The organism is Solibacillus sp. FSL K6-4121, from assembly GCF_038002585.1.
Taxonomy (GTDB): domain Bacteria; phylum Bacillota; class Bacilli; order Bacillales_A; family Planococcaceae; genus Solibacillus; species Solibacillus faecavium.
Genome location: NZ_JBBOCS010000002.1, coordinates 1680996 through 1703927, shown reverse-complemented (window position 1 = coordinate 1703927; position 22932 = coordinate 1680996). Strand labels below are relative to the sequence as shown.

Genomic DNA, 22932 nt, shown 5'->3' with positions numbered 1-22932 from the left:
AAAAGAGCTAAGAAAACTTAGCCCTCTTTCGGAAATTCTTTTACTTTTTCCAATGCTATAATAAATGGTGGGTCATTTTTTTGATTCATAAATTCATAGCGCAAAACATGTACATGCTTTTGAGGTAAATTACTGACAAATTCAATTACTTCGTTACGTTCATCTTTGCCGCCTTCATGTCCATAATATACAACTAATACAATAACTCCACCAATTTTCAATAATGTTAGAAGACTTTCGATTGCCTGAATTGTTGTATTAGGCCGGGTAATAATTTCATGATTACTGCCAGGCAGGTAGCCTAGATTAAAGATGGCTGCAGCAACAGGTTTATTTATATATTTGGCTACATTTTCATGCCCGTCCTTTAACACAATTGCCCGGTGCTCAAGTGCGTTGTCGAGTAGACGGTGTAGTGTGGCATCAACCGCTTCCTTTTGCACATCAAACGCATACACATAGCCATTGTCCCCTACAAGGTTTGCTAAAAAAAGTGTGTCATGTCCATTACCTGCTGTTGCGTCTACGGCAATTTCACCTTCTGAGACCGATTTTTTCAATAAAGTTTGAGCATATTGAATAACACGTTCTAATATCATTTTGCAATTTCCGCCTTATAGTACTTTCCTTGATACGAGCCACGTCTTTCCAACTCTGCATCGATTCCATTAAGTACTTCCCATTTGTTTACAGACCACATTGGACCAATCATTAAATCAATCGGACCATCGCCTGTTATACGGTGGACAATCATTTCAGGTGGAAGAATTTCAAGCTGATCTGCTACAAGCTGAACATATGCATCTTTTTCCATAAACTCCAGCATACCTTTTTCGTATTGTTTCACAAGAGGTGTCCCTTTTAAAAGATGGAGCAGATGGATTTTGATACCTTGTACATCTAGTTTAGCCACTTCACTTGCTGTTTCCATCATCATATCGTAATCCTCTAAAGGCAATCCGTTAATAATATGTGTTACGACACGTATGCCGTGCTTACGCAGTTTATTAAGACCCTCCACATATGTCGCATAATCATGTGCGCGGTTAATTAAGTTGGCTGTTTTTTCATGGACTGTCTGTAATCCTAGCTCTACCCATAAATAAGTGCGCTCATTTAATTCAGCCAAATATTCTACGACATCATCTGGCAGGCAATCGGGACGTGTTGCGATAGAAATACCCATTACTCCTTCACAGGCAAGTGCTGCTTCGAACTTCTCTTTTAATACTTCAAGTGGGGCATGTGTATTTGTGTACGCTTGGAAGTACGCCATCGTTAAGCCGTCTTTCCATTTGTTCTCCATTTTAGCTTTGATTTTTTCGAATTGTACAGGGATCGGATCTACTTTACTACCTGCAAAGTCACCTGAACCTGCAGCAGAACAAAACGTACAGCCACCAAAAGCGACCGTACCGTCACGGTTTGGGCAATCGAAGCCAGCATCTAATGCGACTTTATATACTTTCTTTCCAAATTCATTTCGTAAATAGCGATTCCATGTATAATAACGTTTCCCGTCGGAAGGGAAAGGAAAATTTGTTTCAGTCATTCGTTGTTCACTCCTCTAACGTATTATTCTAACATGGACAGAACCTAATAGAAAATTTTTTTCTTGTACATTTTTATGCGAAAGAATACACTTGTTATTTGAGCAAATGTTGAAGGAGGAAATTCAGTGCCGAAACAAGTCTGGTTTTTAATTATTGGCACATTCGTAAATACGGTCGGGAATTCATTTTTATGGCCTTTAAATAGTATCTATATTCATGATCATTTAGGAAAATCATTGACTACAGCGGGCATTGTTCTGATGCTCAATTCATTGGCGGGTGTTTTTGGGAATCTAGTAGGTGGATATTTATTCGATAGATTAGGTGGCTATAAAGCAATTTTGATAGGAGTAGTACTTAATTTATTTTCAATTTCGCTTCTCACTATTTGGCATGATTGGCCACAATACATTATATTTTTGGCGATGATGGGCTTTAGCGGGGGAATAGTGTATCCGGCTATTTACGCCATTGCAGGAAGTGCCTGGCCTGAGGGAGGACGCAGAGCCTTTAATGCGATTTTCTTGGCAAATAACGTTGGAGTTGCCATTGGACCAGCGTTAGCAGGATTAGTCGCGGATATAAAGTTTGATTATGTGTTTAGTGCGAATTTATTTTTCTATGCACTATTTTTCGTTCTTGTCATAACTACGTACAAGCGTTTTGATAACAATAGGATCACAACGAAGTCCTTATCGAGTGATGAAGGCAAACAAAGAAATAAAGCACCTATAATCGCTATAGGGATTTTAAGTATATCTCTCGTAGTATGTTGGTTAAGCTACTCACAGTGGAGTGCAACGATTTCTTCATATACGCAAGGATTGGGGATGAGCTTGTCCCAATATAGTTTGCTTTGGACAATCAATGGTTTTATGATAGTGGCGATCCAGCCAATTATTAAACCGCTTGTCACACGCTGGGAAAATAAAATAAAACATCAATTAACACTAGGTTTAGTACTTATGTCGATCTCATTTGGTGTCGTTTATTTTGCGCAGGATTTTAAAATGTTTGCAGCGGCTATGGTCATTTTAACATTCGGGGAAGTATTCTTTACACCGATTATCCCGATGATTGCCAACAAGCTGGCTCCACAAGGTCAAGAAGGCTTTTATCAAGGGCTAGTGAACAGTGCAACAACAATCGGGCGAATGATTGGACCTGTATTTGGTGGTTTAATGGTGGACTTATATGGCATGCAAATGCTCATGATGATTTTATCGATTCTTATAGTTTTGGCAATTATTCCATGTCTGCTATATGATCGTGTATTAAGAAAAGTATAATCATAAAACAGCTACTTGTACTTTTCTGTGGAATTAGTTAAAATGAATGAAATAATAATTTTGACTGTGATGAGGAATAGTAGATGGACTCACTTTATAGAGAGCCAGCGGATGGTGGAAGCTGGTAAGTGTCAAATTGAACTCGCCTCGGAGTTTGCTTTAGTGAAATGTTTAGTAGCTAAGGCCGTGTATTCGCGTTAAGAAATGAAGCTGAGTGCTGTGTCACTAATTTGGGTGGTACCGCGGGAGTAAAAATAACCTCTCGTCCCTTCTTATCATAAGATGGGACGGGATTTTTTTATTTTTTAAATATTCTGTTAAATCATGGATAATACGCCTACAATACATAAACCACAGCAAGAATGAGTTTAAAGGAGGAGTTATTGTGAGTTTTAATCATCAAGAGATTGAGAAAAAGTGGCAAGCGTTTTGGGATGAAAATAAAACATTCAAAACGGAAAATGAAGTGGATAAACCAAAATTTTATGCTTTGGATATGTTCCCATATCCATCGGGTGCCGGTCTACACGTAGGACACCCTGAGGGCTATACAGCGACAGATATTTTATCTCGTTTTAAACGTATGCAAGGCTATAATGTTCTTCATCCAATGGGATGGGATGCATTTGGTTTACCAGCAGAGCAATACGCATTAGACACGGGGAATGACCCTGCTGAATTTACGGCAAAAAACATTGAAACATTTAAACGTCAAATTAATGAACTAGGTTTCTCTTATGACTGGGACCGTGAAATTAATACAACAGATCCGTCTTATTACAAATGGACACAATGGATTTTCACAAAATTAGTGGAAATGGATTTAGCTTATGTTGATGAAGTTGCCGTGAACTGGTGTGAAGCTTTAGGTACAGTTCTTGCAAACGAAGAAGTAATCGACGGACTTTCTGAGCGCGGTGGTCACCCTGTAGTACGTCGTCCGATGCGACAATGGGTACTGCGCATTACGAAATACGCAGACCGTCTAGTTGATGATTTAGTCGATGTTGATTGGCCGGAATCGATTAAAGAAATGCAACGTAACTGGATTGGTCGTTCTGAAGGAGCTCAAGTGAAATTCACAGTGGCTGGTACAGACAAAGGATTCGAAGTATTTACTACACGCCCTGATACTTTATTCGGTGCTACTTATTGTGTATTGGCACCAGAACATAAACTAGTAGCTGAAATAACTACTCCAGAGCAACGTGCAACGGTAGAAGCATACTTAGAGAAAGTATCATTAAAATCTGACCTTGAGCGTACAGATTTAGCAAAAGAAAAAACAGGTGTATTCACTGGTGCATATGCAGTAAATCCAATCAACGGCAAAGAAGTGCCAATCTGGATTGCAGATTATGTATTGTCAACATACGGTACAGGTGCAATTATGGCTGTTCCAGCACATGATGAGCGTGACTACGAATTCGCAAAAGAGTTTAATTTAGAAATCGTCCAAGTACTTGAAGGTGGAGATATCGAAATCGAGGCCTTCGTCGGGGATGGTGCACATATTAACTCTGAATTCCTAAATGGCTTAAATAAAGAAGATGGCATTAAGGCAGCGATTGATTGGTTAGTAGAAAATGGCGTAGGGGAAAAGAAAATTACTTACCGTCTACGTGACTGGTTATTCAGCCGCCAACGTTATTGGGGCGAGCCAATCCCAGTAATTCACTGGGAAGATGGCACAATGACAACAATTCCTGTAGAAGAGCTGCCATTAGAATTACCAAAAACAACAAACATCCGTCCTTCAGGTACAGGAGAATCACCACTGGCAAATATTGAAGAATGGGTAAATGTAGTTGATCCTGTAACAGGTAAAAAAGGTCGTCGTGAAACGAATACAATGCCTCAATGGGCCGGTTCTTCATGGTACTTCTTACGCTATATCGATCCGAAAAACGATCAGGCACTTGCAGATCCTGAATTACTAAAGCGCTGGTTACCAGTTGATATTTATATCGGTGGTGCAGAGCATGCTGTACTTCACTTACTGTACGCGCGCTTCTGGCATAAAGTCCTTTACGATTTAGGTGTTGTGCATACGAAGGAACCATTCCAAAAATTATTCAACCAAGGGATGATTTTAGGTGAAGGTAACGAAAAGATGTCGAAATCAAAAGGGAACGTTGTAAACCCGGACGATATTATTGAGTCACATGGTGCAGATACATTACGTTTATACGAAATGTTCATGGGTCCATTAGAAGCATCTGTAGCATGGAGCACAAACGGTCTTGACGGAGCACGTCGTTTCTTAGATCGCATTTGGCGTCTATTTGTAACAGAAGAAGGAAAACTTGCAACAAAAATTCAAGATTCTAATGACACAACATTGGAAAAAGTGTATCACCAAACTGTGAAAAAAGTGACAGATGACTATGAAGGTATTCGCTTCAACACTGCTATTTCACAAATGATGGTATTCATTAATGATTGCTACAAAGCGGAAGTGATCCCTGTTGAATATGCAAAAGGGTTCGTCAAACTATTATCACCAATCGCACCACATATCGCGGAAGAGCTTTGGACAATTTTAGGACATGAAGACACAATTACGTATGCTACATGGCCAACATATGACGAAGCAAAACTAGTAGATGACGAAATCGAAGTAGTTGTTCAAGTATTAGGTAAAGTACGTGCGAAAGTAACAGTAGCAAAAGATATCTCAAAAGAAGACTTGGAAAAAGTGGCTTTAGCCGATAGCAAAGTACAAGAATTCATTGAAGGAAAAACAGTTGTCAAAGTAATTGTTATTCCAGGGAAATTAGTCAATATCGTTATTAAATAAATATTAAAACAAAAAAGTCTGCTCGCATTTTGAGCAGACTTTTTTTAATGGATTATAGTTGATGATGGAACACCGATTCTTTCCAAAAGATAATGAAAATCAAAATTGTCTTTATTGTCACCTATTAAATCAATTAAATACTTTTCAATTTTCCTTTGCGGCATTTCATACATATTCGGTAAATATGAAAGTAATAGCGTATCTGTATTTCCGCACGTAATGATACAGGTTCTAGAAAAGTTTTGTGTATCAAGCTTTGTTAAGATCATTTCCAGACTGGAATGCACCGGCATAACATGAGGAAATATTCGATTATTATGAATTAAGCCTATAAATACTTTGAAAAAATAATCATTTTGAACATGGTCATCAATTAGAATTAAAACATGATCATGATATGAATCGTTTTCAATCAGTTCATCGACTTTATGCTGCATTAATTGTTCCATATACTCTACAACTTGCTCATATTTCGTATTAGTAATAGCTTTTTGCATCTTCAGTAAATTTAAAATCTGATAAACAGGTATAAATATTTTAGTGAAATATTCTTCTATAGTAAAATTATCTACAATTTTTAAATAAGTTTTTTTTGCATTTTCAACATTTGCACTCACTAACTCATTATAAAATAGATTTAATAATTCGATTTTATCCTCTGTTTGATAAGCAACCATTTTCAAAATCGTAATATCGTTGTTTATAGAAATATGAAATGAAATGTTCGTTTCCATACATTTAACTCTTGGTGAAGTGGGGAACTGTGGATTTGCCTTTTGGACAAGTGCATTATGGCCATTTGATAATAATACAATCGAATTCTCAGGGTAAATGCCAATAAAATCCACAAATTCAGTTAACAGTATACTATTATACTTTTCTTCATCTCTATAAAGTAAACTAAATGCATCTGCAGCACGCATTGCATCACGGTATGGACGTTTCATTGTAATCGCTGAATACACGTCGATTATTTGCAAAAGTTCGAGCTCTGCCTTGGAATTTATTTGCATACTCTCCGGATAGCCTTCACCATTTCTACGTTCATGATGGGATTTAGCCAAATAGGAAAAATCAGATAGACCTATTTGTTTAAGAATTGCCTCGCCATATAAAGTATGTTTTTTCATCAGGTCAAATTCCTTTGCAGTAAGACGACCAGGTTTTTGAAGGAGTTGCTGTGGTATCTTTAACTTTCCGATATCATGCAACAAGTACCCCAGAGCTAGCTTTTCTACATGTTCAATTTTTAAGTGGCGAGCAAATAGCGTTCCAATAATAAAAACATCGATACTGTGTAAATAGGAATGATAATCCCATTTTTTCAATTGAGACAAGCAGTATTTATTTGCAGATTTAGATAAAATATCTTCAAAAATTATTTGTAAATAATCAATATTTCCTTCATCTTTTAAAAGTTGACCGTATCGGATTTCAATATCGAGTTCTGCTAAAATAGCGTAAAAGTTAAATTCATCCCCGTTCCCGCTTAAAGAGCTATCGGAAAAATTAATGTGTGTATCTTCTAATGATACTGGGAAGTCAAAGGGATTTGCAGATTTTTCTTTATAATAAATGGAAAGGTATTTTATGCTTTTCTTTTTTAGTAATTCCAGAGCTTTTGCTGTTAAAATACTGTCTTTTTTCATGAATAATGTACGGTTAATAAAAACATCTTCTGCAAGAACATCGCCAGGCTCGACATCCTGGATTAAGAGCTTTTCAATATTTGGCATTCGTTACACCTCCTATAAGTAATCTAATTTATACAATATAATTATTATTATATGGTAAAGTTCTGAATGTTTGGATATTTATTTATTGAATATTTTTAAAAATTTAATAAATAAGTACTTTATATTTTTTAAAAACATGGCAGAAACGTAGTATAAAAGGTTTATAACGTATTCACAGTAGAAATGGATTAATTACAATATCGTTAAATGAATTTTAGAAATTTGAAACTTATTCCAAAAGAATTACGACTATAAAGAAAAAGAGAAAGGGGTGGGGCAGTGTCGGAACATTTAGAAGAAGTAATGGATGCCTATGGGGAATATTGCATACGTGTTGCCTATTTATATGTGAAAGATTGGGCAGTTGCAGAGGAAGTCGTACAAGATACGTTTTTAGCATATTACAAACAGCAAGAGCGGTTTGAAGGTCGTTCCTCGCTAAAAACCTATTTAGTGAAAATTACGATACATAAAAGTCATGACTATTTAAGAAGTTGGAAACGCAAGATGGCACATGTTCTCCCTAAAAGACTTGCTACTCCCTCCATTGAACAGGTGAAAATTCAAGAAGAGGAACAATCCGAACTTGTAGCGGCATTACTGCAACTCCCTGTTAAATATAGAGAGGTACTTATTTTATATTATTATGATGATTATAAAATCAAAGAAATGTCGGAGCTTTTACAACTGAGTGAGAATACGGTTAAAACGAGGCTTGTACGCGGTCGTGAAAAGTTAAAGCCGTTATTAGTAAATATTGAATGGGAGGTGCTGCTAAATGACGAAATGGAAGGGTGAAATAGACCGCTACATTGGAGAGGAGCAAAAATTTACTCCCGAAATGAAAAATAGAATATTGCGTAAAGCATCGAAAAGATCGTTTAACTGGCGCTATGCGTTTACAGCAGTTTCGTTTTGTGCTGTTGTGTTAATTCTTCTGTTAGCTGGACCTAGTCAAGTGGAGCCTCCTGTTCAAAGTGCCACACCGTTTGAACAGCTGATTGAAGAAGCTACGGTGGAAGAGTTCTATATAAGCTCGAAATATAGCCAAAGAGATCAATTTTTTGCACGGGATTCAAGCTATTATACACAAGTTCATGCATTCAAAAAAGATATTGATGTGCAAAATATGAATATACTTTTACATGATATGAAGCTAATGGAACGACCTTACAGTTTTGGTTTAGGGAAAGATGTGCTCGTTGTGATGTCCAATGGTGAGCAGTTGAAACTGAAAATTTCTAAGTATGACGGATGGTATGTCGTTGAAGATGTGCATACAAAACTTTTTTATAAACTAGAAGATACATCAGCAGTAAATTATTCTGTGTGGGATAAAAAAATAGATGATGCGGGTTTTGATTTTATGGAGATAGTGATACTGGGTGGCGTAATTCTCGCATTAGCTTATATTTTAAAATTTGTATTAAAAATCCCAAAGCAAAAACGAGATGAGAAGCGAAGCTGGAAAGGGACAGTGATTTTTCTTGCAATTGTTATTCCACTACAGTTATCTGCTCATTATTTGCGAGAAAATGAGTATTTAATGCATAAAAGTGTGCTGTTTTTTATATTTGCTAGTGGGTTGCTAGTAGGATCTTATCAATTTGATAAGTCGATAAAAACGAAAAATCAACAAATTTATGAATGGATTGGGATGGGGTTATTGGCTGTATTTTTATGGATAGTCATCACATTCGGTTAAGGAGGGAATCAAATGAAACAGTTAATATGGATGTCACTTATTTTGTTTCTTGTCGGGTGCAGTGCAGATATGAGTGCAAAGGAGCCTTATCCTGTGGAAAAAGATTATCCTTTTAATGAGCGCCTTGTACAGGAAGTTCCGAATAATATTACACAAAAAACTTATCCATCGAGCAATGAGTTCAAAATTAATTTTGTTACAACTTACGAACAGGCCGCTTTTCTAAAGAGAAACGAAACGTATATTACATTTAAAACGGTTGAGAATAATTTCACTTTGCCTAAAGCAAGTTTAGTAATTGGGGAACGTTTTGAAATAGAAGATTTAGTATATTATGCGATGAAAATTCATGTAAGAGCAACGAAAGCTGAATTAGAGGGGATTCCACAGTCTTTTTCACAACTGGAAGTGAAGTTGGAAGGCGTACCTCTTATGACTTTAAACATCGGTAATGTTTCATTTAGTGAGGAAGCAACGAGATATTCAGTAGATGTGCCTGCCGAAGAACTGAAAAAGGCAGCCCTATTGTTGCATGAAGGGCAAAAATAACTATGTTGCCAAAACATTTTCTATGTAATACTAGAAAAGTAAATGACATCATTTAACGATTTATGAAGAAAGAAGTGTAGTAACAATGGCACAAGCATCACATTCAGTACAAATCCCAGTGCATCAGGAAACAGTATGGGCTTTCGTTAGTAAAATTGAGAAATGGGCAGTGTTGGTACCTGCTTATAAAGAGCATAAGGAAGTGGATTCCCAAACTTCTCACTGGACATTCGAAGGGAATTTTAAAGGGTTAACGAAAAAAGTAGAACTTGAAATAAAAATTATAGAAATGAACGAGCCATCTCAAATCAAATTTGAAATTAAAGGTCTTTCAGATAATTTTAAAGGCGGCGGTGAATTTACAGCGGAGCCTAAAGATGGTGGTACATATATGACATGTAAGGTGGAAGTTACAGCAGGCGGACTTTCCGGAGCGGTATTAAATCCAGCTATAAAAGTATTGTTACCAAAAGTGACAACGCGTCTAACGGAAAAAATCGCTCGTCACATACAAGCATAAAAAATCGACTCACTTGGAAAATTAGTTCAGGTGAGTTTTTTATTTGCGTATAAGTGGGTATAGCTTTTATGGATATCACTTTATAAAAGGCTATATCATGATAACTATCATATGGAACTAATGACAACTACCTCTATAACAGGTACTTGTTATTTTTTATACTGGAAAGAAGGAAGAGGTGGCTTTATGACACAAATCATGTTTGAACAAGGTAAGTATAGTACGAAGGAAGAATTTTGGAATGGCCTCACACATGGAATAGCGGCTGTTATGACAATCCCTGCTACATTGATGCTTATTAATAAAGCGCAAAATCAGGGCTCGACAATCGAGTTAATTAGCTATGTTATTTTTGGGATATCCATGTTCTGCCTATATTTTGCATCAACAATGTATCATTCATGGCCGTCACATAAAACATTTCTGAAAAAGCTCGATCACAGTTCTATTTTTTTATTAATTGCTGGGACATACACACCTATTGCATTAGTTGCTATAGGTGGTAAATTAGGATGGACTATTTTTGCCATTCAATGGATTTTGGCGACAATCGGAATAGTACTAAAACAATTTTTCGTTCACCGATTTAAAATGTTGTCACTGTTTGTATATATCGGAATGGGCTGGATCATCATTTTTGTAGCAAAGCCTTTATATGGGCATATAGGAATAGCTGGTTTTACTACTTTATTAATCGGTGGTTTATCCTACACAGTCGGTACGTATTTCTACAAAAATAACCGTATTCCATATAACCATGCAATTTGGCATTTATTTGTCATGGGAGGCAGTGTGGCAATGTTTTTAGCCGTTTACTTATATGTATAAAATAAAGAGTCAATCCGACTTTCCGGATTGACTCTTTTTAGATGCTAGCTGTGAATTTTTCGATTAAGTCTTGTAAGTAATCGTTATATTGTTCTTCGTTTCGTTTTTTCATTTCTTCCAATACTTGATTTAAAAACACTTTGTTGTCCATAAATTGATCAGGCAATGCATCGTACAAAAGCTGATGATGATAGTTTTCCTGATCCAAATACAGTTCAAAATAATAGCCTAGTTTGTCCTCTTCATTAAATAAATGCATCATGCATTCCACTTCATAACATTGCATAATAAATTCATGCTTAAAGCCAATCTGTACTGTAAATGCTATATGTCCACCTTCACCATCTATTTTAAAAGGACTTATACTGGAAATTATTTGATTCTGGTCCATAAGCCAATAGAGTTGGTTCGCTTGCCGATTCGTTGTATAGCTCGTAATTCCTTGCGGTGCATTTTCAATTAGAAAATGTTTGGCAAGTTTAGCTTGGACAGCTTCTTCAATTGATGATGAAACAGCAATTTTATCAAGGTGTTGACATACACTTTGTAAGAGCGTCGGGCTTTTTTGAATGTGCTCAATTATTTTTTTTAATTGCATTGGAAAAACATTTGGTATATTTGCTAAATCGATAGCCAGTGACATCCCTAGGCCTTTTTTATTTAAACCGAGAGTCAATTTTAACGGTACGTTTTTGGCATAGGATTCATTTTTTTCGATATAGCAAAAAGCCTTTATGGAAAAAGTAAATTCATCTTTATTACTGTCGCTAATTTTTTTGCAAGTCAAATGAGTTTGCATAAGCTCGTCTGATGCTAAAAAGAGCATTGTTTGTTTTGTTTCGGAATTATGCATCGCATCATGTCCTCCTGAGTGTACATACCTTTTATGATACTAGGGAATTATTGGGAGTACTAGTATTTTTGTGATAAAAATTATAAATGTTTGATTTCACCAGCACTCATTCCTGCTATTCTTCCAGTTACAAGTGCTGAGGTAATATTATAGCCGCCCGTATAGCCATGAATATCTAAAATTTCCCCACAGAAAAATAACCCCGGCTTTTTCTTGGAAGCCATCGTTTTAGGTTCAATTTCCTTTACAGAAATCCCGCCGCCTGTGACGAATGCCTTTTCGATTGGCTGGGTGCCATGAACATCCATCGTAAATGCAACAAGTTCACGTGCGAGATTGCGAATTTTCTCTTGAGATAATTCAATGCCAGTTAATGTAGCGTCAATGTCGGCTCGTTCCAATAAGAATAATAACCAACGTTCTGGTACTAGTGACTTCCATAAATTTTTAACAGCCTTTTTCGGTTCATCTTTAATCGTCTTATTTAACATTTGGAAACATGTCTCTTCATTATAGTCAGTCAATGACTGAATACGTACTTGCACAGGAGCGCTACCGGTTTTCAGCTGCTCCTTTACTATAAACTGACTGCAACGTAATATTGCGGGACCACTTAATCCAAAGTGTGTAAATAACATATCCATTTGATGGGTAACGAGAACTTTCCCTTTTTTGTTAAGCACTGAAACAGCAACATTTCGTAATGCTAATCCTTGTAATTCACGGGATTGGATAAATGGTTCCTTTGATGTAACAGGTACTTCTGTCGGGTATAAAGTCGTAACTGTATGACCCGCACGTTCTGCCCAAGGATAACCATCACCGGTTGAACCCGTTTGTGGAACAGCTTTCCCACCAACTGCTACAACTACAGCATTTGCGCGGATTTCATCGCCACTTTCCAAACGAACACCATAAATTTTTTCCTCATCCATTAAAAGTTTATTAACCGCTGTATGCAGGCGCACTTCCACTTTCAGACGCTTCATTTCATTTACGAGTGCATCGACAACATCCTGTGCACGATCGGAAACCGGGAACATGCGACCGTGATCTTCTTCTTTTAAAGGGACGCCAAGCCCTTCAAAAAATGCAATTATGTCTTCATTGTTATAAACTGTAAAAGGACTGTATAAAAAGCGACCATTGCCAGGAATATGTTTAATAATTTCTTCTGCTGATAAACGATTTGTTACGTTACAGCGTCCTCCTCCTGAAATTGCGAGTTTTTTCCCAAGTTTCGAACCTTTTTCAAGTAGGAGTACTTTTCTATTTTTTTCGGCTGCGGCTATAGCTGCCATTAATCCAGATGGTCCGCCACCAATTACAATCACATCATACATATATTATTTCTCACTCTCTTTTATACAAATTTTCTTAAACGATTTTTCTTCTACTTATTATACATGAATTGAAGAAACTATTTGAGTAAATGGACTTTCACATGTAAACTTGTAAAAGGAAATGTTCGGGAACTATAGCGAAGCACAATCCGTCTTTGTCTTTCGAGGATAAAATTGGACTTCGCAAATGGATATAACGATTAAAAAAAGGTATATTAAGAGAATTTTTATATAGAACGGTAGGTCATTTCATGTCTTCATTAATGAAAGGAACAGCCATATTAACTATCGGTTTGTTTCTATCAAAGCTTTTAGGATTAATTTATATTTTCCCGTTTTATGCCATTGTAGGTGAAGAAAACATTGTCTTGTACAACTACGCCTACATTCCTTATAACATTATGTTAAGTATTGCCATTGCGGGTTTACCAATTGCAGTATCAAAATTTGTTTCGAAATATAATGCATTAGGTGATTTTGATGCTGGTCGTCGTTTAGTAAAAACAGGTGCTCTCCTAATGACATTAACAGGGATCATAGCATTTATTTTAATGAATTTACTTGCAACACCTCTTGCCAATATAGTAATTGATAGTGAAGATCAGACGTTTAGTGTCGAGCAAGTTGCGAATGTTATTCAATGGGTAAGCTATGCATTAATTGTTGTACCATTCATGAGTTTAGTGCGGGGGTATTTGCAAGGTTACGGGCATTATTTGCCGACATCTGTTTCACAATTAGTTGAGCAAATTGTACGTATCGTCTTTTTACTAGGCGGTGCTTTTATCGTTGTCAATGTTATGGGTGGCGATGAAATAACAGCAATCAATTTCTCCGTATTTGCTGCATTTATAGGTGCGCTTGGCGGGCTTGTAACGCTGTTTTATTTTTGGAAAAAGCTTCGTCCTGATATTAAGGCAGTTCAAGTTGTTGCACCGAAAGAGCGAAGACTTCCTTATTCAGATATGTATAAAGAGATTTTCAAATATTCGATTCCTGTTGTATTCGTTGGTTTAGGAAGCTCTTTATTCCAACTTGTGGACCTGCTGACATTCATCCGAGCAATGAACGCCAGTGGGATAGCAGGAGACATCAGTGAAGCCTACTTTACGATGCTTAATTTGTTAACACAAAAAATTGTTATGATTCCAGTCGTATTGGCGACAGGGTTTTCAATGGCAATTATTCCAACGGTCACGAAGTTTTATACAGAAGGCAATTTGCGGCAAGTACATTCTGCTATGGATAAAACATATCAAGTGCTACTGTTTATTACAGTACCGGCCGCGATCGGAATCTCAATTTTAGCGGAAGACTTATATCATTTCTTCTATTCCTACAGTGAGATGGGAACACAAGTGTTAAGTCATTATGCACCTGTGGCCATTTTATTTGCACTATTTACTGTAACAGCCGCGATTCTGCAAGGGGTCAATTATCAAAAATGGGTTATTTTCAGTTTATTAGTTGGCTTACTCGTAAAGACGGTATTAAATACGCCACTTATTCACTTGATGTCTGTTGATGGGGCCATTTTAGCTACAGCGCTTGGTTATGGTGTTACAATAATTATTAATATTATTGTTATAAACAAAGTGACAAACTACAATGCGAAAGTTGTAGTACGCCGAATATTATTAATTATTATTTTAACTATTTTAATGGCGTTAGCTGTTTCATTAACTCATGCTGCATTATCATCAATTGCACCTGCAACATCAAAACTATTAGCATTGCTTTATGCAATTGTTTGTGCGGCTGTTGGTGTCATTGTTTATGGTACAATATCCTATAAATTAGGGTTAGCACAGCTTTTATTAGGTGATAAGCTAACAAAAATCGCACGTAAATTAAGATTAGTAAAATAAAAATGTGGACGTCTCTAATAAAGGCGTCCCCTTTTTACATGGAGGACTTTATGCGTTTAGATAAATTATTGGCAAATATGGGCTACGGCTCACGAAAAGAAGTAAAGCAACTGTTAAAGCAAAAAGCTGTAACCGTAGACGGCATTACAGTGAAGGATTCGGCGATGCATGTAAATCCTGAAAAGCAGGATGTTTCGGTATTGGGTGAACGTGTAGAATATGTAGAGTTTATATATTTAATGATGAATAAACCGCCTGGTGTTATTTCTGCAACAGAAGATAAATATGATCAAACAGTTATTGATCTGTTGGATCCGGATTTCCAGCATTTCGAGCCTTTTCCTGTAGGGCGTCTAGATAAAGATACAGAAGGGTTTCTGCTCATTACGAATGACGGGAACTTAGCACATAACTTATTATCTCCAAAAAAGCATGTCCCAAAATGGTATTATGCCAAAATTGACGGAGTTGTAACGGAAGAGGATATTAAAACTTTTGCACAAGGAGTTACACTGGACGATGGTTATCATACAAAGCCAGGGGAATTAAAAATACTACACTCAGGTGAGCAATCGGAAATTGAGCTCATGATTCAGGAAGGGAAATTTCATCAAGTGAAACGTATGTTTGAGGCGGTTGGTAAAACAGTTACGTACTTAAAACGTTTATCGATGGGACCATTGCAACTCGATGAGCAACTGGCACTAGGTGAATATCGTGAGCTGACAGAACAGGAACTTAATCTGTTAACAGCAAATAAATAAAAAGTAAAAGCGAATGCCCCGACGAAAAGGCATTCGCTTTTTAGTTCTCTCAATCAAGAACCGATAAACGTTTACTAAGAATAAACGTTCCTAATATTTCATTGTGTAACTGATCGACACCTTACGTTATGTTGGGACAATATTAGTCCTTTCTCACAAAATAAAGAATCAGCCGCTTTCAAGAATTCTAAGATGTCATTTTTACTTTTTTCTTCGTCGTTGTCCATTTACCCCGACTTGGACTCATTACCAAGTCATTGAAGGCTAACACATTCAAATCTCTTTGAATGGTGCGAGGAGTGATGTTAAACTCTTCGACTAAATCCTGTGTAGTCACTTCTCCTTTATTGAGGATAAACATATACACGTCTTTAATACGATTAAGCATTCTATCAGTAGTTGGTTTCATTTCTAAAAACCACTCCTTCGATCTTAAATTCTCATGGCATAAGACTAGCGGACGACAAAATGTGTGCGGAGTGCACTTAGGCTTTAGTTGTTTGCCTTAGACATCCCCTTTTCTGAAAGTTTGGTCAGAATAGATGTTCCGACACATACATTATAGCGAAAAATTAAATAAAATTCCAGAATTGAGTTGCAATTTTTGATATTTTTACAGAAAATTCATATTTTTAATATTAATAGAAATATAGTTCTTTGTGAAAATACCGAATGATTATTGTAATTTTGTTTAGAAAGAGTACAATAACAATATTATAAAAATGAGGTGCAGTTAATGGATTGGTTACAGATGGCAGAAGCAAGAAAACAAGAGCTCATTCAAGAATTACAGCAGTTAATTCAAATTGAAAGTGTAAAAGATGAAATTAATTTTTCTGATATAATACCTTTTGGTACCGGACCTAAGGCAGCATTGGATTTTATGCTGCAAAAAGGTATAGAGCAAGGAATGACTACAAAAAACATTGACAATATGGCAGGTCATATTGAAATGGGACAAGGCGAAGAACTAATCGGTGTGCTTTGTCATGTCGATGTTGTACCTGCCGGTGATGTTGCAAGTTGGACATATCCTCCATTTGATGGGCAAGTAGCAGACGGGAAATTATTTGGTCGCGGTGCAATCGACGATAAAGGCCCGACAATGGCTGCTTGGATGGCGATGAAACTTATACATGATGCCAAAATCCCTTTAAATAAACGTGTACGCATGATTATCGGCACCGATGAAGAAAGCGGATTCCAATGTGTGACACGTTATTTCGAAAAAGAAGAAATGCCGACAATTGGTTTTGCTCCGGATGCAGATTTCCCGCTAATCAATGCTGAAAAGGGTATTGCCCATTTAACGTTTACAAGTAAAGAAAAACCATCAAGCGATGAACAACTACTAACATTCTATGCAGGAAAAAGAACAAATATGGTACCAGACGAAGCAACCGCTACTTTAAAATATGCCGAAAACAGCACAAGTGAGAATTTTCAGAAATATTTAAAAGAAAATCAGGTTGAAGGTACTTTCACAGAAACAGATAATGGGATTATAATTGTTGTTAAAGGGAAATCAGCCCATGCGATGGAACCGGAAAAAGGACGTAATGCAGCGGTTTATTTAGCGAAATTTTTACAAAATATCCTGACGACAGAACAAAGTAAGTCATTTGTTGATTTTATCGTTCGCGTTTTTGATAAAGATCATTTTGGAACGGCATTGGACTTAAACTTTGAAGATGCAATGTCAGGTCCAACAACATTCAATCCTGGAATAGTAAAATTTGAAAAGCACGGGGCATCAATTGAAGTGAGCATGCGTTATTCAGTTTCTTACCCTTTTGAAGAGAAAATAACAAGAGCACAATTATTGTTACAGGGTGAAGTGTTTACATTAGATGTTGTGAGTAACTCAAACCCACATTATGTTAGCGAGGAAGATGAATTAATCCAAACATTGTTGCAAGTGTATCGTAAATACAGTGAAGATTACTCGAAGCCGCTTTCAACTGGTGGAGGCACATATGCACGCGTTATGAAAAAAGGGGTGGCATTCGGGATGCTATTCCCTGGTGAGCCAGATGTTGCACACCAGGCAGATGAATTTGTAGATATTGAAAACTTAATAAAAGCGACTGCTATTTATGCAGAAGCGATTGTGAAATTAGCAACTAACTAATAATAAAGGTGGTATTTGAGATGAGCTTTAGTTTATGGAATGATCAAATTGTAAAAAATGAAGAAGTGTTAGTGGATAAGGAAGATCGTGGTTATCAATTTGGCGATGGTGTTTATGAAGTAGTGAAAGTATATAATGGCGAACTATTTACAGCGACAGAGCATATTAATCGTTTTTATGACAGTGCTGAAAAAATTCGTATTACTATTCCATATACGAAGGATAAATTACACCAATTACTGCATCAACTTGTAGAGGCGAACAATATTGATACGGGTCATGTTTATTTCCAAATTACACGTGGTGCAGGTCCACGTAATCACATTTTCCCTGGTGATGACGTGAAGCCGGTATTAACAGGAAACGCGAAAGAAAATCCACGCCCATTAGAAAACTTTGAAAAGGGTGTAAAAGCTACATTTGTGGAAGATATTCGCTGGTTGCGTTGTGACATTAAATCATTAAATCTTCTTGGTGCAGTGTTGGCAAAACAGGAAGCTTATGAAAAAGGCTGCTATGAAGCGATATTACATCGTGAAGAAACTGTTACAGAAGGCTCTTCTTCTAACATTTACGGAATTAAAAACGGTGTCCTTTATACACACCCAGCTAACAATTTAATTTTAAATGGGATTACACGTCAGGTGATCCTTAAATGTGCTGCGGAAATTGGTTTACCTGTGAACGAACAGGCAATGACGAAAGAGCAGCTACTTGCAATGGACGAAGTAATCGTATCATCAACAACATCAGAAATAACACCGATTATTGAAATAGATGGTACGGTTATTAGTAATGGCACTCCAGGTGAATGGACACGTAAACTACAGGCTCAATTCGAAACAAAAATTCCTAAAGGGATTAATGCATAACCTAATACTCCACCTAAACAATTAAATAATTTAGCGCATTGCTTATTGGCAATGCGCTATTTTTTTTGCACAATAACCTGTAAAATATAAGTATTAACGATTAGCAATGAATTTAGGGAGAAGATAAAATGGCTCAGTTAGTAAAACTTCAGGATTATATTTCACGTTATGAAATTGATTTAGCACGTTATCCAACACAATTTATACGCTTAAAGCAAAACCAGTGGGATCGGGTAAAGTATCAATGGCAAACGGGTGAAATGATTGAGCGTTGGGAACATATAGAGGAAGACAATGTTCAGGAGGAGAAGAAAACTTCACTGTTCCAAAAAATCTTCCCATTTAAAAAAGATAAACTCAGTGAAGAAAATGAAGAACAAGAAGATATTGAAAAAATAACGATTTCAAATGATTGGGCAGTAGAAAATGACGAAGTTCTAGAAGAGGAAACAACGTTATTATTTGAACCGAATATCGTCTATACACCACAAACCCTTGAAGAGTTAAAGAAAATGTTTATAGATCAGTTTTTCCACTTTCAAATGAAATGGGCAAGTTCGACATTACGTCAAAAATCGTATGTAGATCCAAAATTTATGCGGGATACATTGTTGCGTTCAATGCTACAAACATTACCAGATAATTATTTAATATTTTACTTCCCAATATTAAGGGTGAAAAAAGCACCAATTGAATTGGACATTATTATTTTAACGCCGACAGAATGCTTATGTATTACTTTATTAGAACAAGAAGAACAGGCTGTATTTATTGCAAATAGCGAGCGTTTCTGGACTAAAAAAGTCGGGAAAAATGAGAAAAAGCTATTAAGTCCTCTAATTCAATTAAACCGTATGGAAAAAATAATCGAACAAATCTTTGCTCAGAACAATATTGAACTACCAATTCGTAAAGTGTTACTGACAAGAAATGGCTATATTGATTATCCAGGGACGATGTATGGTATTTCATTTGTTGATAAACGAAAATTCCCAGATTGGATGAATTACTTGAAGCACTCTGTTTCACCAATGAAGCATATGCAAATACGCGGCGCACAGGCTATTTTGAATACGGTTCAAACGACTTCGTTTAACCGTGATATTTGGAATACAGATGGCAATAAGGAAGATTAACAAATGGAATTACATTTTATTATTAATTCTAATGCCGGTAATGGACGAGGGATAAAGCGTTGGGAGCAATTTAAACAGGATTTAACTTTGCCGTATACTACCCATTGGACACAATATGCAGGCCATACGTTATTGATCGTAAAAGAAATTACCGAGCGCGCTACAAAACAAAATCCGGTCTGTTTAATAGCGGTAGGGGGAGACGGAACAGTTCATGAAGTTTTGAACGGTGTCGTACATTTTGAACATGTATATATTGGCGTAATTGCAGCAGGTTCTGGTAATGACTTTGCCCGTGGCTTCGAAACATTTAAAACAGGCAAACAGCTGGAACAGTTTATTAAATACCCAACTCGTTCCCTACATGATTATGGGAGTGCACTATTTAATGGTACATCAAAATATTTTATTAATAATTTTGGTGTCGGTTTTGATGCATTTGTTGCAATGAAGGCAAACGAATCCAAACTGAAAAAATCGCTGAATAGATGGAAGTTAGGGAAGCTCAGTTATCCGTATTATGTGATTTCTGCCTTATTTACATATAAGCCGTTTCATTTAACGATTATTGTGGACGGGAAAGAACAACAATTTGAAAATGTTTGGTTCACAACCATTAGCAACCAGCCGTATTTTGGGGGTGGGATGAAGTTATCTCCAGCTTCCAACACTTGTGACGGAACATTGGAAGTTACAGTTGTATCCAATTTATCAAAGTGGAAATTATTATTTGTTTTCGGGAGTGTATTTTTTGCTAAACATACAGGCATGAGAGAAGTACACCAGTTTTCAACGCACAGCATACAGTTATTTTTTGAGGAACCTATTATGGCACATGCAGATGGGGAAAAACAAAAATTACAGCAACATATGAATACTATTGAAATATCGGTTCATCAAAAAGCATGGAGTTTAGCAAAATAAAAGCAAAAATAGATTTTATAAGCTATAATATGAGACATGCAAACAACAGAAATGAGGATAAGTAAGTGAGATTAAAGCATAAACCATGGGCAGCAGATTATATTCAGGAACATCCGGATGTGATTATCCCAAACCCTGAGCACTATAAAGGGAAATGGAATGAAGTATTTGGTAATGACAACCCAATTCATATTGAAGTGGGTACTGGCAAAGGACAATTTGTATTAGGGATGGCTCTTCAAAACCCTGATATTAATTATATTGGAATTGAATTATTTGATAGTGTTATAGTATGTGCCTTAGAAAAAATCGTAGCAGCAAATAAGCCTGCAAATTTACGATTATTGAAAGTAAATGGCGAAAAATTAGAAGAGTTCTTTGGCAAAGGTGATGTTAGTCGTGTGTATTTAAATTTTTCGGATCCATGGCCTAAAGTTCGCCATGCGAAACGACGATTAACACATGGCGGCTTCTTGAAAATTTATGAAAATGTTTTAGTCGATAACGGGGAAATCCACTTCAAAACGGATAACCGTGGTCTTTTTGAATATTCGCTAGTAAGTATGAATGAATACGGCATGGCATTAAAATATGTATCGTTAGATTTGCATGCGAATATGCCGGAAGATAATATTATGACAGAGTACGAGGAGAGATTCTCGAAGCTCGGTCAACCAATTTATCGACTAGAATGTCAATTCAAAACTCAATAATTTATGATTTAGGGGGATGGAGAAATGGATCGATTTGAATTTCACAACATGACACTAACATGGTTACATGGGGGTGTTACAGCACTGGATGGCGGGGCAATGTTTGGGGTAGTGCCAAAAGCACTGTGGTCTCGTAAATATCCAGTAAATGAACTGAACCAAATTGAATTAGCATGTGAACCAATCTTAATTCAATACGAGGGTAAAAATTATTTAGTGGATTCTGGTGTTGGTGCTGGAAAATTAAATGAAAAGCAACTTCGCAATTTCGGTGTTTCAGAAGAATCAACAATTGAAAAAAGCTTAGCTGAAGCTGGATTACAGCCGAGTGATATTGATGCAATCTTAATGACGCATCTACATTTCGATCATGCAGGCGGCTTAACAAAGTGGGAAGGTGACAAGCTAGTTCCTGTCTTCCCGAATGCTGTAATTTACACAACACAAAACGAGTGGGATGAAATGCGCAACCCAAATATTCGCTCGAAAAATACGTATTGGAAAGAAAATTGGGAGCCAGTAGAACATTTAGTTTCAACATTTGAAGGCGAGCTTGAAGTAGCACCAGGTTTAAAAATGATTCATACGGGTGGCCATAGTGAAGGACATGCGATTATTCGCCTGGAGCAAAATGGTGAAGTGGCGCTACATATGGCGGATATTATGCCAACGCATGCTCACCAAAATCCGCTTTGGGTATTGGCGTATGATGATTACCCGATGACAAGCGTATTTGCAAAGGAAAAATTACTGAAAGAAGCACTCGAAAATAACTACCGGTTTATTTTCTACCATGATGCGTATTACCGTATGATTCAATGGGATACAACAGGAAAAGTAATAACGGACAGCTTGGAACGTTCGAAAGAGGCTTTAATTAAGTAAGTAAAAAAGCGCCAACATGATTTTTTCATTCATGCAGGCGCTTTTTTTCATCCAAAAAATACGATGACATATTTCGTCATCGCATTTATATTCTAAACTTGTTTAATATCCACAATTGCACCTGAACGGGCATCTGCTGCAAATTCGTAATTTTCTAATTCCCCATTCATCGTACGGGAAATACCACCACGATATACAGGTGTTTCTGTAAAGCCATTACTGAAGTTTTCAGTTTTCATATAAATCCAAGAACCATCAATCGGTGCCTGCTTTTTAAATTCATCTTTAATGTTTGTTAAAATATGATCAGGATTTGCATATGGCGCAACGCGATTGCTCATTTCCTTTACGATGACAGCTGCTGCCACCCCTGTTACAAGACCTATTGTAAAATCTTTTAAGTTCATCCCAAAAACCTCCTCAAAATATTCACTATATTTACTTTAACACACTCTGAAAATAG

Annotated in this window: 22 protein-coding genes and 1 other annotated feature; of the genes, 15 read left to right on the top strand and 7 right to left on the bottom strand. The window is 36.6% G+C overall.

Features of this window, described 5'->3' with window-relative positions; all coding sequences use genetic code 11:
• Window positions 1–17 precede the first annotated feature (17 nt).
• A complete protein-coding gene (locus tag MHH95_RS18235) occupies window positions 18–599 on the bottom strand; it encodes a tRNA (mnm(5)s(2)U34)-methyltransferase (protein WP_191700643.1) in 582 nt (193 codons plus the stop codon).
• Entirely contained in the window at window positions 596–1552 is a 957-nt protein-coding gene (locus MHH95_RS18230) for a TIGR01212 family radical SAM protein (RefSeq protein ID WP_340728731.1), read from the bottom strand. Before MHH95_RS18230 ends, MHH95_RS18235 begins: the two co-directional genes overlap by 4 nt.
• A 126-nt stretch (window positions 1553–1678) precedes the next feature.
• Between MHH95_RS18230 and MHH95_RS18225 the strand changes: the two genes are divergently transcribed.
• Both MHH95_RS18225 and leuS read left to right on the top strand, forming a co-directional pair.
• Entirely contained in the window at window positions 1679–2842 is a 1164-nt protein-coding gene (locus MHH95_RS18225; protein WP_340728730.1) for an MDR family MFS transporter, read from the top strand.
• 57 nt (window positions 2843–2899) lie between these two features.
• Window positions 2900–3115 (top strand) — a binding site (T-box leader).
• A gap of 112 nt (window positions 3116–3227) precedes the next feature.
• Complete coding sequence (gene leuS, locus MHH95_RS18220; protein ID WP_340728729.1) at window positions 3228–5642, top strand: leucine--tRNA ligase; 2415 nt, start codon at window positions 3228–3230, stop codon at window positions 5640–5642.
• Between the two features lie 44 nt (window positions 5643–5686).
• On the opposite strand, the gene MHH95_RS18215 is transcribed toward leuS, so the two are convergent.
• Window positions 5687–7378, bottom strand: coding sequence for an HD-GYP domain-containing protein (locus MHH95_RS18215; RefSeq protein ID WP_340728728.1), 1692 nt, complete (start codon window positions 7376–7378; stop codon window positions 5687–5689).
• Window positions 7379–7657: 279 nt separating this feature from the next.
• Here MHH95_RS18215 and MHH95_RS18210 point away from each other — a divergent pair, with 279 nt between their 5' ends.
• From MHH95_RS18210 to trhA, 5 genes are all read left to right on the top strand, one after another.
• Complete coding sequence (locus tag MHH95_RS18210) at window positions 7658–8176, top strand: sigma-70 family RNA polymerase sigma factor (RefSeq protein ID WP_340728727.1); 519 nt, start codon at window positions 7658–7660, stop codon at window positions 8174–8176.
• Window positions 8157–9083 (top strand): hypothetical protein, encoded by a 927-nt coding sequence (locus MHH95_RS18205; RefSeq protein ID WP_340728726.1) that lies wholly within the window; start codon window positions 8157–8159, stop codon window positions 9081–9083. Before MHH95_RS18210 ends, MHH95_RS18205 begins: the two co-directional genes overlap by 20 nt.
• Window positions 9084–9095: 12 nt before the next feature.
• Window positions 9096–9632 (top strand): hypothetical protein, encoded by a 537-nt coding sequence (locus MHH95_RS18200; RefSeq protein ID WP_340728725.1) that lies wholly within the window; start codon window positions 9096–9098, stop codon window positions 9630–9632.
• A gap of 85 nt (window positions 9633–9717) precedes the next feature.
• Window positions 9718–10152, top strand: coding sequence for a CoxG family protein (locus MHH95_RS18195; protein ID WP_340728724.1), 435 nt, complete (start codon window positions 9718–9720; stop codon window positions 10150–10152).
• A gap of 186 nt (window positions 10153–10338) precedes the next feature.
• Window positions 10339–10980 carry a PAQR family membrane homeostasis protein TrhA gene (gene trhA / locus MHH95_RS18190; RefSeq protein WP_340728723.1) on the top strand — a complete coding sequence of 214 codons (642 nt, stop codon included), beginning with the start codon at window positions 10339–10341 and terminating at the stop codon, window positions 10978–10980.
• A gap of 37 nt (window positions 10981–11017) precedes the next feature.
• On the opposite strand, the gene MHH95_RS18185 is transcribed toward trhA, so the two are convergent.
• Together MHH95_RS18185 and MHH95_RS18180 are read right to left on the bottom strand one after the other, a co-directional pair.
• A complete protein-coding gene (locus MHH95_RS18185; RefSeq protein WP_339213505.1) occupies window positions 11018–11833 on the bottom strand; it encodes a cysteine methyltransferase in 816 nt (271 codons plus the stop codon).
• Window positions 11834–11913: 80 nt separating this feature from the next.
• The gene (locus tag MHH95_RS18180) at window positions 11914–13176 is read right to left on the bottom strand and encodes a BaiN/RdsA family NAD(P)/FAD-dependent oxidoreductase (protein ID WP_339213503.1); all 1263 of its coding nucleotides are present in this window, start codon (window positions 13174–13176) and stop codon (window positions 11914–11916) included.
• A 251-nt stretch (window positions 13177–13427) separates the two neighbouring features.
• Here MHH95_RS18180 and MHH95_RS18175 point away from each other — a divergent pair, with 251 nt between their 5' ends.
• Entirely contained in the window at window positions 13428–15044 is a 1617-nt protein-coding gene (locus MHH95_RS18175) for a putative polysaccharide biosynthesis protein (RefSeq protein WP_340728722.1), read from the top strand.
• A gap of 50 nt (window positions 15045–15094) precedes the next feature.
• Complete coding sequence (locus MHH95_RS18170; protein WP_340728721.1) at window positions 15095–15808, top strand: pseudouridine synthase; 714 nt, start codon at window positions 15095–15097, stop codon at window positions 15806–15808.
• Between the two features lie 187 nt (window positions 15809–15995).
• On the opposite strand, the gene MHH95_RS18165 is transcribed toward MHH95_RS18170, so the two are convergent.
• Window positions 15996–16217: a DeoR family transcriptional regulator gene (locus MHH95_RS18165; RefSeq protein WP_008408196.1), complete on the bottom strand. Its 222-nt coding sequence runs from the start codon at window positions 16215–16217 to the stop codon at window positions 15996–15998.
• Window positions 16218–16544: 327 nt separating this feature from the next.
• Between MHH95_RS18165 and pepV the strand changes: the two genes are divergently transcribed.
• From pepV to MHH95_RS18135, 6 genes are all read left to right on the top strand, one after another.
• Complete coding sequence (gene pepV / locus MHH95_RS18160; protein WP_340728720.1) at window positions 16545–17939, top strand: dipeptidase PepV; 1395 nt, start codon at window positions 16545–16547, stop codon at window positions 17937–17939.
• Between the two features lie 20 nt (window positions 17940–17959).
• A complete protein-coding gene (dat, locus tag MHH95_RS18155) occupies window positions 17960–18811 on the top strand; it encodes a D-amino-acid transaminase (RefSeq protein ID WP_340728719.1) in 852 nt (283 codons plus the stop codon).
• A 128-nt stretch (window positions 18812–18939) separates the two neighbouring features.
• Window positions 18940–19947 carry a nuclease-related domain-containing protein gene (locus tag MHH95_RS18150; RefSeq protein WP_340728718.1) on the top strand — a complete coding sequence of 336 codons (1008 nt, stop codon included), beginning with the start codon at window positions 18940–18942 and terminating at the stop codon, window positions 19945–19947.
• A gap of 3 nt (window positions 19948–19950) precedes the next feature.
• Entirely contained in the window at window positions 19951–20871 is a 921-nt protein-coding gene (locus tag MHH95_RS18145; protein WP_340728717.1) for a diacylglycerol/lipid kinase family protein, read from the top strand.
• A gap of 65 nt (window positions 20872–20936) precedes the next feature.
• Complete coding sequence (gene trmB / locus MHH95_RS18140; protein WP_340728716.1) at window positions 20937–21584, top strand: tRNA (guanosine(46)-N7)-methyltransferase TrmB; 648 nt, start codon at window positions 20937–20939, stop codon at window positions 21582–21584.
• 24 nt (window positions 21585–21608) lie between these two features.
• Window positions 21609–22469, top strand: a complete 861-nt coding sequence (locus MHH95_RS18135) for a YtnP family quorum-quenching lactonase (RefSeq protein ID WP_340728715.1) — start codon at window positions 21609–21611, stop codon at window positions 22467–22469.
• Between the two features lie 92 nt (window positions 22470–22561).
• Here MHH95_RS18135 and MHH95_RS18130 read toward each other — a convergent pair whose 3' ends face one another.
• A complete protein-coding gene (locus MHH95_RS18130; protein ID WP_191700621.1) occupies window positions 22562–22876 on the bottom strand; it encodes a hypothetical protein in 315 nt (104 codons plus the stop codon).
• Window positions 22877–22932: the final 56 nt, after the last annotated feature.